This is a genomic window from Rhizobium sp. C104, assembly GCF_022354505.1.
Lineage (GTDB): Bacteria > Pseudomonadota > Alphaproteobacteria > Rhizobiales > Rhizobiaceae > Rhizobium > Rhizobium redzepovicii.
Genome location: NZ_CP092350.1, coordinates 401,428 through 416,140, shown reverse-complemented (window position 1 = coordinate 416,140; position 14,713 = coordinate 401,428). Strand labels below are relative to the sequence as shown.

The 14,713-nt window shown below is 62.7% G+C and carries 11 protein-coding genes and 1 pseudogene; 7 read left to right on the top strand and 5 right to left on the bottom strand.

Annotated features, from left to right (window positions below; translation table 11 throughout):
- Positions 1–77 precede the first annotated feature (77 nt).
- Positions 78–863, bottom strand: coding sequence for an IclR family transcriptional regulator (locus MF410_RS26410; protein WP_097625696.1), 786 nt, complete (start codon positions 861–863; stop codon positions 78–80).
- Between the two features lie 303 nt (positions 864–1,166).
- Between MF410_RS26410 and MF410_RS26405 the strand changes: the two genes are divergently transcribed.
- The 5 genes from MF410_RS26405 (at position 1,167) to MF410_RS26385 (ending at position 7,679) form a co-directional block, all read left to right on the top strand.
- Positions 1,167–1,901, top strand: a complete 735-nt coding sequence (locus MF410_RS26405; RefSeq protein ID WP_097625697.1) for an SDR family oxidoreductase — start codon at positions 1,167–1,169, stop codon at positions 1,899–1,901.
- 80 nt (positions 1,902–1,981) lie between these two features.
- Positions 1,982–3,259 (top strand): L-fuconate dehydratase, encoded by a 1,278-nt coding sequence (locus tag MF410_RS26400; RefSeq protein ID WP_183777831.1) that lies wholly within the window; start codon positions 1,982–1,984, stop codon positions 3,257–3,259.
- Positions 3,260–3,504: 245 nt separating this feature from the next.
- The gene (locus MF410_RS26395) at positions 3,505–6,087 is read left to right on the top strand and encodes a caspase family protein (protein ID WP_222134836.1); all 2,583 of its coding nucleotides are present in this window, start codon (positions 3,505–3,507) and stop codon (positions 6,085–6,087) included.
- Between the two features lie 24 nt (positions 6,088–6,111).
- A complete protein-coding gene (locus MF410_RS26390; RefSeq protein ID WP_164517721.1) occupies positions 6,112–6,447 on the top strand; it encodes a hypothetical protein in 336 nt (111 codons plus the stop codon).
- A gap of 14 nt (positions 6,448–6,461) precedes the next feature.
- Positions 6,462–7,679, top strand: a complete 1,218-nt coding sequence (locus MF410_RS26385; RefSeq protein ID WP_183777829.1) for a DUF1295 domain-containing protein — start codon at positions 6,462–6,464, stop codon at positions 7,677–7,679.
- Positions 7,680–7,713: 34 nt separating this feature from the next.
- Here the strand turns inward: MF410_RS26385 and MF410_RS26380 are convergent, their stop codons facing one another.
- Positions 7,714–9,318 carry a hypothetical protein gene (locus tag MF410_RS26380; RefSeq protein ID WP_222134835.1) on the bottom strand — a complete coding sequence of 535 codons (1,605 nt, stop codon included), beginning with the start codon at positions 9,316–9,318 and terminating at the stop codon, positions 7,714–7,716.
- A 180-nt stretch (positions 9,319–9,498) separates the two neighbouring features.
- Here MF410_RS26380 and MF410_RS26375 point away from each other — a divergent pair, with 180 nt between their 5' ends.
- Positions 9,499–10,089: a hypothetical protein gene (locus MF410_RS26375; RefSeq protein WP_222134834.1), complete on the top strand. Its 591-nt coding sequence runs from the start codon at positions 9,499–9,501 to the stop codon at positions 10,087–10,089.
- A gap of 186 nt (positions 10,090–10,275) precedes the next feature.
- Positions 10,276–10,781 (top strand): annotated as a pseudogene (locus tag MF410_RS26370) (hypothetical protein); the annotation flags it as partial.
- Positions 10,782–10,887: 106 nt separating this feature from the next.
- Here MF410_RS26370 and MF410_RS26365 read toward each other — a convergent pair.
- The 3 genes from MF410_RS26365 to MF410_RS26355 are packed head-to-tail and all read right to left on the bottom strand — an operon-like array spanning position 10,888 to position 14,687.
- Positions 10,888–11,874, bottom strand: a complete 987-nt coding sequence (locus MF410_RS26365; protein ID WP_239620636.1) for a HupE/UreJ family protein — start codon at positions 11,872–11,874, stop codon at positions 10,888–10,890.
- A 5-nt stretch (positions 11,875–11,879) separates the two neighbouring features.
- Positions 11,880–12,728 (bottom strand): peptidylprolyl isomerase, encoded by an 849-nt coding sequence (locus MF410_RS26360; RefSeq protein ID WP_239620509.1) that lies wholly within the window; start codon positions 12,726–12,728, stop codon positions 11,880–11,882.
- 15 nt (positions 12,729–12,743) lie between these two features.
- Positions 12,744–14,687, bottom strand: a complete 1,944-nt coding sequence (locus MF410_RS26355; protein WP_239620507.1) for a DUF3604 domain-containing protein — start codon at positions 14,685–14,687, stop codon at positions 12,744–12,746.
- Positions 14,688–14,713: the final 26 nt, after the last annotated feature.

Below are 14,713 nucleotides of genomic sequence, written 5' to 3'. Positions count from 1 at the left end.
CGGCTATTCCCCTTCGCTCCGTTTACGGGGAGAAGGTGGCGGCAGGCGGAATGAGGGGCCGCTCTCGCAGTACCCCGTCAGCCAGAATTGGCGACGTCGGCACCGGCCAGCAGCGACAGCTGGTTGGCCGCCTTTTGCACCAGCATGGTCGCCTGGCTGATATCCGGCGCGGTGGGTGCATTGACAAGCGCGATGAAGGGGCAGGTGAGGGCGGCGATACAGCGCCCGTCCGGCCCGAGAACGGGCGCGGAAAGATTGTAGACGCCTGATGTCTGGGCGCTTGCCATCATCTCGTAGCCGCGCTCGCGGATCTGGTCGAGACGATCGTAAAAATCCGGCCCGAGTTCGATCTCCGCGCGGCTGCGTACATGTTCCGAGATCATCATCTCCCGCTCCTCCGCGCTGCGGAAGGCGAGCAGCACATGCCCCGATCCGGTGTCGAACAGGCTGATATGGGCGCCGATGCGGATCGAGAAGCCCCAATAGTCCGGCGCCTCCTGCTGGGCAATAACGACAGCCGCGCCGCGGTCGAAGACGGCGAGGTGATTGGCCTGGCGCGTGCGCTGGGCGAGATCGCGCATCAGCGGCGTCGCATAGGATGCAAGCCGGCGGACCGGCGTATGCAATTGCGCCAGGCCGAACAGCTTCAGCGTCAGCGAATAGCGGTCGCCGTCCAGCCGGGTGACGTAACCGCGGCGCACCAGGCGGTCGAGCATGCGGTAGAATTCGTTGGGGCTGCGATCGAGCCGCTTGGCGATATCGGCCTGGGTGAGGCCGCTGTCGACGCCGGCGAGCAATTCCAGGATATCGAGGCCCTTGTCGAGCGCCGGAGCGCGATAGCGGTCTGACTCCTCGGTCTCCATTCCTTCCTCCTGTGAATATCACTCTGCATATACGCAGAAGAGCAGCCGGAAAAGGAAAAGTTTGCGCTTGACCCTTGGCTAATCGTCTGTTTGTCTATAAACAGACAAATCATAGCTGAAGACGCAGCTTGACATCCGGTGAGATCTCGCGCGCTTCCGAAACGAAACCAGGCGGCAGGCGGCCAGCACTCTCTTGCCGCAGAGCGGTCACAGCGCGCAAAATGGGAAAGGGTGAGCCCGCCTTCGTCAGACAAAACGCATTCCATCGTTCCGCGCAGACAATTCCAGAAAAGGCCCCGTGACATGACAAACAGACTTTCCGGCAAGACCGTTCTCATCACCGCCGCCGGCCAGGGCATTGGCCGTGCAACGGCGACAGCCTTTGCCGCGGCCGGCGCCAAGGTCCACGCGACCGACATCAATACCGAGGCGTTGGCGACCTTAGCTGCGGAAACCGGCGTTTCCACCCATCAGCTGAACGTGCTTGAAGAGGATGCGGTCAAGGCTCTGGTCGCCGAGATCGGCGCTGTCGACGTGCTGTTCAACTGCGCCGGCTTCGTTCATGCCGGCTCGATCCTGGAGATGAAGGATGCCGATTTCGAATTTGCCCTCGACCTCAACGTCAAGGCGATGATTCGCACGATCCGCGCCGTGCTGCCCGGCATGCTGGAGCGCAAGGACGGGTCGATCATCAACATGGCCTCGGTCGCCTCCAGCATCAAGGGCGTGCCGAACCGTTTCGCCTACGGCGTCACCAAGGCCGCCGTCATCGGGCTGACCAAATCCGTCGCCGCCGATTATGTCGCCGAAGGCATCCGCTGCAACGCCATCTGCCCCGGCACGGTGGAGAGCCCGTCGCTGCAGGACCGCATGCGCGCGCAGGGCGATTATGACGCCGCCCGCGCCGCCTTCATCGCCCGCCAGCCGATGGGCCGGCTCGGCTCGCCCGAGGAGATCGCCGATCTCGCGGTCTATCTTGCCGGCGCCACCTACACCTCCGGCCAGGCGATCGCCATCGACGGCGGCTGGACGATCTGAGCCCATTCAGCGATGTGGCCGGCACGCAGCCGGCCAATCCGGCCCCGCCGGCAGCCGACCGCGTTAACGGAGAATACACCATGACCCGCATCACCGACCTTCGTGTCTTCGATCTCCGCTTCCCCACGTCGCAAAGTCTGGATGGGTCGGATGCGATGAACCCCGATCCGGATTATTCGGCCGCCTATGTCATTCTCGATACGGATACGCCCGATCTTGCCGGCCACGGCCTGACCTTCACCATCGGCCGCGGCAACGACATCTGCTGCATGGCGATCGAAGCGATGCGCCATCTCGTCGTCGGCGCCGAGCTTGCCGAGGTGCTCGCCCATCCCGGCAAATTCTGGCGGCATCTGACCAGCGACAGCCAGTTGCGCTGGATCGGCCCGGAGAAGGGTGCCATTCATCTGGCGACCGGCGCCGTCGTCAACGCCGTCTGGGACCTGCTTGCCAAACAGGCGGGAAAACCGGTCTGGCGCCTTGTCGCCGAGATGTCGCCGGAGGCGATCGCCGATATCGTCGACTACCGCTATCTCACCGACGTGCTGACGCGTGAGGAGGCGGTCGAGATCCTGAAGCGCGCCGAAACCGGCAAGGCCGAACGCATCGCCATCCTCGAAAAGGAGGGTTATGCCTGCTACACCACCTCGGCCGGCTGGCTCGGCTATGAAGACGAGAAACTGCGCCGCCTTTGCCGGGAGGCGATCGATGCCGGCTTCAACCATATCAAGATGAAGGTCGGCCGCGACCTGGACGACGATATCCGCCGCCTCCGGATCGCCCGCGAGGTGATCGGTCCCGATCGTTACCTGATGATCGACGCCAACCAGGTCTGGGATGTTGGCCAGGCGATCGACTGGGTCAAGGCGCTTGCCCCGGCCAAGCCCTTCTTCATCGAGGAACCGACCAGCCCCGACGATGTCGCCGGCCACCGCAAGATCCGCCAGGCGATCGCACCGGTGAAGGTCGCGACCGGCGAGATGTGCCAGAACCGTATCATGTTCAAGCAGTTCATCGCCGAGGGCGCGATCGACATCGTCCAGATCGATTCCTGCCGGATGGGCGGGCTGAACGAAGTTCTCTCCGTGCTGCTGATCGCCGCCAAGTTCGGCCTGCCGGTCTGGCCGCATGCCGGCGGTGTCGGGCTTTGCGAATATGTCCAGCATTTGTCGATGATCGACTACATCGCCGTCTCCGGAACCAAGGAAGGCCGCGTCATCGAATATGTCGATCACCTGCACGAACACTTCCTCGACCCCTGCCGGATCGAGAACGCCGCCTATATGCCGCCCACTCAGCCGGGCTTCTCGATCGAGATGAAACCGGCCTCGATCAGCAACTATACGTTTCCAAGCTAAGAAAACTTCGCCAGCGCCGACGTATCCGCTGCCGGCCGCAGGATAATTTCCTGTTTTCGACAGTCTTTCCTGACGCCGATGGGCTTCCAATCTGACGGGACTGCTCCAATTCACTTGGAGGCGGGCGAAGCTTGCTTTTTTTAGCAGTGAGGAATATTTTCAAAGGGTGAATGCGGAGGGGGCCCAGCACCAGCAGGCCAGCAAATTTTATTGAACTTAAACAATAGAATGTTTGCGATCGAGCCATGCCCAAGTTTCACTACGTCAAGAGACTGTGCGCCTATCTGCTGATTGCTGCGGCAATGCTGCTGTCGATCGGCACGGCACGTGCCGCCATCACCGAAGGTGAGAACGGACGCCGCGTCGCCCTGGTCATCGGCAACTCGGTCTATAAGACACTGCCCTCGCTTCCCAATCCCGCCAATGATGTCGAAGAGGTCGCGACCACGCTGCGGGCGGCCGGCTTCGACGTGACGATCGGCGTCAATGTCGACCGCATCGGGCTCGAGGATACAGTGCGCCGCTTCCTGCGTTCGACCAGCAATGCTGAGGCCGGCCTGATCTATTATTCCGGCCACGGCATCCAGGTCGGCGGGCAGAATTTCCTCGTGCCGGTCGATGCGACGCTCGAGACACCCTATGACGTCGAGACGCAGACCATGCCGCTCGACCTCATCCTCAATCACCTCAAGCAGAATTCGCGGGTGCAGCTGATCTTCCTCGATGCCTGCCGCAACAATCCCTTCAACGCCCAGAAATTCTGGATGGCAGAAAAACTGGAGCCGGTCGGCGCCACCCGCGGCCTTGCGCGCATCGACAGCGATCTCGGCAGCCTGATCGCCTTCTCCACCGAACCGGGCCAGGTGGCGCTCGACGGCACCGGGGCGCTCAGCCCCTATTCCGAATCCTTCATCAAACGCGCCAGCGAACCCAACAAGGAAATCCGCCAGGTGCTGACCGATGTGCGCCGCGACGTGATCGCCATGACAGGCGGCAAGCAGGTCCCCTGGGAAAATTCCTCACTGATGGACAGCTTCTATTTCATTCCGGCGCCGCCGCCGCCGAGCGTCGAGCCGATGCAGCAGGTGAGCGTGCCGGAAGGGGCTGCCGCCACCAAGCTGCCGATCGCTCCGCCGCATGACGAGACCGGCTCGGCGCTGCTCGTCACCCTCAACCAGCTTCCGCAGACCGGCAAGCTCAGCTTCGACGGCAAGCCGGTCGAGCAGGGCGCCAAGATGCCGGCTGCGGCGCTCACGGCACTCACCTATGATTCCTCAGGCGTTAGCGCCGGAACCGTCGGCCTGATCGGTTACACCGTCAGCGATCCCTATGGTCAGGCGACGCAGGGCGTCGTCGCGATCACCGTCTCGGCGGATGCCGGCGCCAAGCTCGCCCAGCTCGAGCAGCAAAAGCAGGTGCGGCTTGCCGACGCCGATGCCTATCTGAAAACGCTGCCGCGCGACGTCGACACGCCGATCGGCGTCGGCCCCGTCAGGACAAGCCTGCCGGTCGTTCCGGCATCGGCCGCCGAAATGACCTTCAAGGTCGCGGCCTTGCCCGACAAGGGCACGCTGCGGGCCGGAGGCCGGGTGATCGGGCTCGGCCATGTGCTTGAGGCAGCCGACATTCCGGGCCTTTCCTACGAGCCGCAGATCGGCACGGAAAACCAGCCTTTCGCCCTGACGCTGCAGGCGGCCAATGACAACCTGCCGGCTGCGACCGTCACCTTCAAGCCGGTGCTCGATGCCTGCGACACATCAGCCGCCGCCGCCCTCGACCTGCAGGGCGTGACCGCAGGCAAGCTGCCGAACGAGATCGACCCGAATGTGGCCCTGCCTGCCTGCACGGAAGCGGTGAAGGCCTACCCCGAGGTTGCCCGCTTCGTCTACCAGCTCGGCCGCGCCCAGCTCGCCAACCGCGACACCAAGACGGCTTTCGCCACGATCAAGAAGGCGATGGATGCCGGGCATGTTCGGGCGATTCAGGAATTGTCGAGCCTTTATGAGTTTGGCGCTTCCGTTCCACGTGATGCCGCCAAGGCCAGCGAGATTGCTAAAGGGGGCGCCGCCAAGGGCGATCCCTTCGCCCTGCACAGCTACGGCAAAGCTCTCTACTACGGCCGTGGTACCAAGGCCAATCAGCAAGAGGGATTGCGGATGATGCTGCAGGCCGCCGACCTTGGCCATACCTATGCGATGAACGAGCTCGGATATATCTTCCTGAACGGCGTCAACGTCCCAGCCGATCCCGAGCGCGGTATTCGCTTCTATGAGGCCGGCGTCGAACGCAACGACATCTACTCCCTGAACAATCTCGCCCTGGTCTATCGCTTTGGAAAAGGCGCCCCTCAGGATCTTACCAAGGCACTTGACCTTTTCACGCGGGCTGCAGAAGGCGGACAGCCTCATGCCCCGACAAATCTCGGGCGCATGTATCGTGACGGCGTTGGCGTTACCGCAGATAAGACGGAAGCGGTAAAGTGGCTGGAGATGGGCGCCGAACGCGGCGACTACTGGGGTGCTTTCGACCGTGCCGTCCTGGCGAAGGAAGAAGGCGGCGGTGATGACAGCCTTGCGACGGCGGCGCATTATTTCGCGCTGGCGACCGCCATCAACTTGCCGGGCAGCGGCGATCCGAAGAACCAGGCTTTGGCAGAACTCAAGAGGCTGCCCAATGCTGCGAAGAAGAACGCAGAAGCCGCCTTTATCGCCGACCTGACTGCTCAGGAGCAAAAAACAATTCCAAAATCTAAGTCGATCGATGACAGGCTCGTCAAGCTCGCCAAGGCGACATGGGTAAAGCGAAATCCGAGGTACGATCTCTTCTGAAATGGCGAACCGGGGGCGCCCTACATGAACAGCAAGCTCATCATCCGTGTGCTATTGTGCTCTACCTTCATCGCGGGCTCAGCCGCTATCCTACAGAGTTGTGTGTTCGACCCGGGGGCCAAGACGCTGTTCGCCAGCGACGAGCCGAATAGGAATACCCCGAACGCCACGCCGACCAGGAAAACGACGCCCACTGTCAAAAAGGTGGTGGCAAAGAGCAATGAAACGGCTTTTGGCCGTTCCGGCAATGACTCCGGTTCGAATTCCGGCTCCGGTTCCGGTGGCATGGGCGGCGGATCATCGAGTTCCGGTGGTTCTTCTAGCTCCGGCAACTCTTCGAGCGGCGGCCCGTCCTGGTAGGGGCAGGATCCTTCATGATTCAGGCTGCGACCCTTATCGGAGGCGTCGCCGGCATTGCGCTCTCGAATTATCTGCTGCTTGAGCCCGGCAAGGCGATGGCACTTGCGCTGTTCTGCCTTGTCTTCGTTTGGTTCGTCGTTGACGGCATGCCAGCCACCCGAGGGGTTTGGGTGTCGAGACAGAGGCGGAACGAAGCTTCGGCCCTCTTCTGGCGGCGCATCGGGACCAAGCTTGTCGGCCTCGCCGCGCTTTTGGGTGCTATCGTCATCGCCTGCTCGGTCTTTCCGTTTTTCACGCAGTCGTCGGCGGTCCAATGGTTCATCGGGGCTGGCCACACGACCATCCCCATTTCCATCGTCCTTGCCGGCGCCACCATTCTCTACGTCGCGGTCACCGATCTCGTCGCCGAGGAGCCCGACGATTATCTCAATCAGGTCGGACGTGCGGTGCTGATGCAGGATTTTCGCGAAGAAGACGTACTGTTCGCACTGCGCCTGCTGACGATTAAATGCTTCTTCCTCGTGCTGATGTTTTCAAGCGGCATAGCGGCGCTTTCCGATCTTGCCGACAGACCGGCCTGGCTGTTTCCTCCATTTTCAGCCGCCTGGTTCGAAGGCTTGCTGCGGCTTGTCTTCCTTCTCGACGTCATCCTGGCGGCCGGCGGCTATATCGCCACGTTCAAACTGTTCGGATGGCATGTCAGGGCGACGGAGACGACGGCGCTCGGCTGGCTCGTCTGCCTCATCTGCTACGAGCCGTTCTTCCCGGCGATTTCCAGCGCCTTCGTGCCCTATGGCGCCGGGCCGGGTTGGGAGAGCGTTATCCAGGAGGGATCGGTGGTCTACTTCGTCTGGAGCGTTGCGACGCTGGCCTGCGCGATAATCTACGTCTGGGCGACCATTGCCTTCGGGCCGCGCTTTTCCAACCTGACCCATCGCGGCATCATTACGTCAGGCCCCTACCGCTTCGTAAAACATCCGGCCTACCTCTCGAAGAACATCTCCTGGTGGCTGTTTGCAGCCCCGAGCTTCGTCGCCAGCGGTCTTGCCGAAGGATTGGCACGAGCTGGCATGCTGGCGATCGTCAGTCTGATCTATCTGCTGCGCGCCCGCGCCGAAGAGCGCATGCTGAGCCGAGATCCCGTCTATCGGCAATATGCGGAGACTGTCGCCGCGCATGGACTTCTGGCAATGGCGAAGCGGCGGCTGGCGCCGACCGTGCCGCGCGTCTGAAAAGCGCAAGGAACGTCCTAGACGCTCCCGTCCTTCACCCATCCAGCCCCTTGAAGCGCACCGGCTGGTAGCCGCGCATCAAGAGGCTGCCGAGCGAATAGGTGTTGCGGCAGACGCGGCCCTTGCAGGCGTTGGGCGAGGCCTCCATCACCTCGACCTTGCGGTCGTCGGTGAAGCGCATGAACAACAGCACATGCGAGCCGGGCTTGTTCAGCGCGTCGCCCGGCCGCATCGACCAGGGGTCGGCGACGCGTTTGGTGATGCCCGGGATGGCGCGCGTCGAGACATGCATCTTCAGGCCCCAGGCGTCGCTGACGAAACCGGAACAGTCGACGCCGAGAATATTGGTTTGCGGCGCACTCTTGGTGCAGACATTGCCGGCGGTCTGGCCCTTTTCGACGCCGTCCATGAAATCCTCGAGCCGGGTCTTGCAGCCCCAGCAATAGGGAACGCCCTTCACCGTTTGGCCGCGCTTGCCGATCAGGTAGATCGGCCGGCGCAGCCGGTTCATGTTGATGCAGCCGGGCCCTGGGTCCTTGCCGTAGGCTGATGACGTCACCAGCCAGTTCAGTGTCTCGAAGCCGATCGCCCGCTCGATGACGTCGCTGCGCGACTTCGGCACGATCGCCAGTTTCGGCGCCTTGCCCGGCTTGCCGGCATTGAGCGGTTTTGCCGGCCGCGCGACGGCAAGCTTTCGGCCAGGGTCGCGGCCGTCGAGCCGCAGCACCTGCGCCCGGCTTTCCTGCGATTTGAGATAGAGCACGTCGCCGCGCGGACCGATCGCCACGAAACGCCGGGAAAAGACCGTGCCGGGGTCGATCGGCAGGTCGTAGACCCGGTCGATCGCCCCGTTGGGCGTAAAGCGCACCACCAGCATGCCGGTGCGCTCTGGCTGATCGGCAGGAACGAGTTCGACCAGCGCATAGGGCCTGCCAGTCGTGTCGATGTCGAGAAGTTCGACGGTGCCGATGCGGCCCTCGGCAGTCAGCGGCAGCGACAGGAAATTCTCCTCCGAGCTGCTGCGCCGCAGCAGGATCTCCGCCTTGTCGTTTGCAGCCGAGACTTCGGCGACAATATCGCCGAGCCCACGGCTCGGCACATATTGAATGACCGGCGGGCGGGGCGCCGGCCGGCTGGTGCTGCGCCCGATCTCATCGACGATGCTGTTCAGCGGCCCCGGCGGCACCGAGCCCATCGAGGCAAAGACCGAGCGGGTGTAATCGTCGGCATCGCCGCCATCGACGGCGCGCAGCGTCTGCGACCTTCCATCGGCCTCGGTGGAGCGTTCGAGGGGCACGACACCGTCCGACCAGAGGTAGAGTTCGTTGTGGACGACGGCCAGATCTTCCGGGCTGGCATTTTCCGGCAGCGGCAGAATTTCGGGCTCGGCCTGCGAGCGCTCGGCGTCGATGGCGAGCACGCGGCCATTGTTCTGGTCGAGAATATAGATGGTGCCGTCGTCGCCGACGGTGATCGCCGCAGGTCCCGATGCCTCGACTTCCTCACTGGCGGAAATAATGCCAACCGAGCGGCCGCCATCGCCGCTGCGAAGCTCTATAATCGTCGTGTCTTCGGCAAAAACCGGCGAGGCGACCGCAAGTGCCGCGGCAATCAGAATATGCGACCCAAAACTACGCATGTCCTCGACCCCCGAACAGGACGATGTCAGGCCGGCTCGGCCTTCTCTGACCGTCAAGTCTTCGAAATGGTAAGATAGATGCGCCTTGTCAGCAAGCCGTTGCTTTCCAAACGATTTGGAGATTGGCGCCGGCGATAGTACAAGAACATCGTCTCGAAGATTTGCTGGCGGGAAATGCTTATGCTGGAATGGAACGGTGACGAACTGGCGCTCGATATCAGCCTGCTGGAGCAGGTGCGCGCCGCAAGGATAGGCTTCTCCGATCGGGTCTGCGCCGCCTCGCAAAGCACCGATGACAAGCATCTGGCGCAACTGCGCTCCGAGCCGACCTATCTGATGGCCGAATTCCTCTACTCGATGAAGGTCTTCGGCATCAACACGGCCGAGGATATCGAGCGCTTCGCCGATCTGCACAATGATTACGTGGTTTCGCTGACCCGCGATCCGGCCAAGCTGCAGCGCCTGGGGCTGTCGCAGGATCGCGCGCTCGCCTCGATGTTCACCGCCGACACCAAGCCGCGGCTGATCCAGAACTGGGCGGAGAAATCAGGCGCCATCGACCAGTCCAATCTCGCCCGGTTCCTGGTGGCGGTGATGTCGAGCGAGACCTGCCGCAAGACGCTGATCGATTTCGAGATCGCCGGCTTCATGCAGCGCAAGCGCTCGCCCTATGGCACCATGGTCGTCTGGTCGACGGGAACGATCGAGGAGATCTTCGGCGAAATGCTGCGGGATCTGCGCCTCAGCCTGCAGCAATTGAAGATCCTCTGACCCGGCGCCAAAGCAACGGATTGAAGCATTCGGTTGGCGCAAAAGGAGCCCGCAGGATCGACCGGCGCCTCGGTCAAGTAACGCGCCCCTTCGATTGTCGAAGATAGTGCAAAACCAGGAAAAACCAGGAAACCTGTAGCCCGACAGCACGCTATGATACGGCGTCTCGAAAATTGTTTGGCGAACTACAGCATAGTTGACGATGTGATGTACACGAAGATCTCGGGTCAAGCCGGCACCCCGAGAGGGTTTCTGGCAACCGATGTCGAGCTATCGAGTGAGACCTTCGCAGGCTTCCTCGGCGCCGTTATGCGGTTTTCGAAGACCGTTCCGCGCGGCTGGATGTCGTCGGCGGCCTGCGTGTCTGGTCCGTGGAAAGCGAGCTTTCCTTCCACGGCGGCATTCTGGACGGGCGCTCCAGAACGGATAACGCAACCTGGGTGGACGGCTTGGTCGGCTTCAAGGGCACTTACGCCATTACCCCGGAGGTCTACCTGACCGGCTGGGAACTCGTCGGCGCCGGCGGCGCTGACCTCGATTGGGACGTTGCCGCTGCGATCGGCTACCGGTTCGCCGACAACATCTCGGCCGTTGCCGGGTACCGCGCGCTCGGGGTGGATTACAGCAACGACGACTTTGTCTTCGACGTCGTCCAGCAGGGCCCGATGTTGGGGCTGGTGATACACTTCTAATGCATGTCGCCCGGAAGTGTGCAGCGGTTCCGGGATAACGACATGCATCAAAACAAAGAGCTAAAGCGCGGCAGGTTTCCAGCCGATCCTTGTTCCGCGCCATCTCTCATATCCCGAGACCGGCGATCCTGGGAACGAGCCACAACATTGACGCCGTGCCGATCGCGTAGGCGCCGAGCCGGCGGGTCGGCGCCAGCGGCAAGGCGACCAGAGCGGCTCCGATCCTGAACAGGACCAGGATCGCCGCAACGAAGATGAGCTGCCCCGCCTCAACGCCCAGATTGAACGTCAAGAGGCTCAGCGGCACGTCCGATTGCGGCAGGCCGGTTTCCTTCAATGCGCCGGCGAAGCCGAAGCCGTGCAGCAGTCCGAACGCGAAGGCCACGAGCCAGGGATAGCTCTCGGACAGCCGCCTCCCGCCCGGTTCCGTCTTGACCAGTTCGCGCGCCACAAACGCAATGCTGAGCGCGATCGTGGCTTCCACCGGCCTTTGGGGCAGGCTGAAATATCCAAGCGACGCTCCAGCCAGTGTGATGCTGTGGGCGATCGTAAACGCCGTGATGGTCTTGAGCAGCATCCAGCGGTTTCGGATTAGCAGGATGAGCGCAAGCACGAAGAGCAGGTGATCGAGGCCGGAGAGAATGTGGTCGACGCCGAACAGGAAGTAGGTTCGCGCCACTTCGATGCTCGTCTGCGTGCCGGCCGCCACGAAGCGCGGCCGATCGGGCAGGAGGCGCGCAAGCTCGGTATCTCCACTGGCATATTCAATGCGCACCAGCGCTTCGGTCAGCGTCGACTTGAGGCCGTCGATGTTGATCTCGCCGCCTTTCAGGCCACCCGCGCACGCGACGTTCCAGCGCTCGAAATAGGCGCCCTGCTCGATCGACCGAACCGGCTCGGAATTCTCCGCGCAGGCGGCCGGCAGCCGCGCATGAAGCCCGAGGCGCATCTCACCTTGCGCCGGCACCTTCCAGACGACGGCGAACGTGTCGGTGGCGGTTTCGCGCATGTCGAGATAGGCCGGGCGGACCTCGTGCGCCCGGGCTGCCGCAGCAAGCAGCACAGCAAGCAGGAATGCGAATATTCTGCCGATCGGCTTCACCGGCCGGTCTCCTTGCCGACGAGGCTCTCGATCGTCACCGTATAACCCTTGAGAAGCTTCGCAAATTGCTGGTCTTCGAGTTCGCTGCGCCTGGCGTTCGTCCACTCCCGCGCGACGGCGTCACGCACTTCGCCGAGCGAGGGCGTACGGTCAGGCACACGCTCCGTCACCCGCACGAGGTGCAGTCCGAAACCGGACACGACCGGCCCGATCCATTGATCGACGGGTGCCTGGTCGAGCGCCTTGGCGAAATCGGCCCCAAAGGTCTGCGTGATCGAAGCGCTGTCGGAGAGCGCAGCCTCGGGCGGCAGCAGCGTGGCGTCGCCGAGCAGCGAGCGGTTCGCCTCCGGATCGGACAGCAGAATCTGGAGGATGGAGCCGGCCTCCTCTTTGGCCCGGCCGCCGTGCCGCTGCGGGCTCAGGAACACCTGCTCGAAGGCCAGCATGCCCTTGATCCTGAACGCGTCGGCGTTGCTGGTGAGATAGGCTTCGAGTTCCGCGTCGGTCGGCTCCAGCGCCTCGGCGTCCGCCGTGTTCAGGAACTCCATCTTCTGGCGAAGGCGCCGCCTGACCACCGCATCGTCCCTGTCGAGCCCGAGGGCGAGCGCCTGACGGACGAGGACTTCCTCCTTCACATAATCGTCGATCAGCCCCTTGAGCTCCGCCGCGCTCGGCGGACGCTGCCAGGTCTTGGTGAATAAGGTCGCCATCTGCTCGATCTTCGGCGCGGTAACGGCGATGCGTTCCTGCCTTTCGCCGGCGCCGACCAGCGCGTAGCCGGCGAAGATCGCGAGCGCGAGCGCCAGAAAATGCACGAGGGGTTCTTCGAGAACGCGCTTCAGCACCGGTTTCTCGTCGTGTCAGGGCGTATACCAGATCGGCGAGGTATAGGCGCGTTCGGTCACGGTCATCGATGTGCCCTCCAGCGGCTTGTTGCCAAACCGCTTGGCGTCATAAGCAGTCCATCGCGGCGTCGGGATCTCGATAACGCGCCCGTAATAGAAGGCCTTCAGCGTCGGATCGAAGTCCGGGTCCGTCCAGACGGCGATCAGTTCAGGAGCGCCGATCGTATTGGTCCAGGTGGCGTTCCCGATGTCGACCGTGCTGCCGACCGACGGCAGTTTTCCATCGGCGCCGGGCTTGCGGTCGCCGGCCCAGGCGACATCGTAAATCTGTTCATGGGTGTCGCCTTTGTCGTCCAACCACCCCTTGACGATCTGATAGCGATCGAGATTGGCCCCGATCGGATCCTTCAGCGCCGCGACGAGGAATGTCGGCACCTTGCCGTCAGGCGCCTTGGTCAGGTCGCCGCCCATCGGCACGCCCTTGTCGTAGCCGATCGCGCCGGGATTGCGGGTCTCGGCGTCGGCCGGCGCGAAATCCCAGCCGCCGAAGAAGCGCACCATCATGCGCGATCCCGTTGTGCCATAGGTCTCCTTGCGCTGCATCGCGTCCCAAATGGATTCACGCGTATTCTCCGTCGCCCAGACGGCGGCGTAACCTGACGCGCCGACCTCCCAGTCCATCACCGTGATCCCGGTCTTGTCGTCCTTGACGAAGGTCGCGGTCAGGCGCTCGGGGCTTGGCTCCTGCGGCGTCGTCTTGCCGAAGAAGTTTTCCTCTTCCATGGCCGCGAGGCCGGTATGGGCATCCGAACTGCCGACGAGGCCGAACTTGTAGGGGTTGGTGCCGAGCTGGGCTTCCAGCTTCAGGCCGTTGCGAAGGGCCGAGCGGGTATATTCGAACTCAAGCATGTCAGGCGTCTTTTTCACACTCGCGTCAAGATTGCCGAAATCCCAGATTTCGAAATCGGCGAACTCGTCATTCGGAGACAGCGCCGGATGGGCTTCCCCCGTCCCCTTCGTCTGGGTCGTCTCGTAGAGCCGTTCCCACCTTGCGCGCTCCTCCACATAGTCCTTGTCCACCGGCTTGTTGGTGAAGGATTCGATCAACGGAAACATGCGGCCGTTGGACAGGTTGCCATTATGTGCGATGGCCAGCACGTTGCCGCCGGTCTTGTCCTCATAGGCCTGCATCCACTTCCACAGGTCGCGGGGATTGTCGCTGCCGAGCGGCTTCAGCGTCGTGTAGGGCAGCACCTGCTCGGCCTTGTCGGCATTGTCGCGGAAAATGACATTGCGGTGCAGGTTGTTGCCTGCCGTGTTCGATGTCCACTCATAGCCGATGAAGGCCGTAAAACGGCCCGGATCATTATATTCTTCCGCCGCCTTGATCGTGTCCTGCCAGGCGTTCTTGTAGGGACGCGTTTCCGGCCCGTAGATCATCGACTGCGGCAACGTGCCCTTGCCGAAGGCGAAGATGATCTCCAGCGCAGCCTTGCCGCCTTGCCCGTTCTTGATTTCCTCGTACCAGGTCTTGGCCTGCGGATCGGCGATCACCTCCGGCTTGCCGGCGAAGAGGTCCGTGAACATCCCCATATTGTCCGAGTGGTCGGCGACCACCAGGAAATCGAGCGGACGCGACAGCTTTGCCGGCTGACCGCTCGAGGCCATGACCTCCTCTCCGCGTGCGAAGCGGTAGGCGTCGCGCGGCGTCAACCGTGCGCCGAATGCGCCGGCGTCGAACGAAGCACCCGTGTGCAGGTGCGTATCGCCAAACAGCGGCCGAGTGGGGAAGTTGCGCCCGGCATAGGGCGAGTAGACCGGCTTGCCGGCGAACGCCTTGTCGGCCTTCTCAGGCGTCAGCGTGCCGATATCGCCGCCCTCTGCCGAATAGCCTGCCGGAGCAATGAACGACGCCGCAAGCGAAGCCGCTGCAATAGCCATGAAACGGGACTTCATCATATTTTCCTCCCCCGGAATTATGTAAA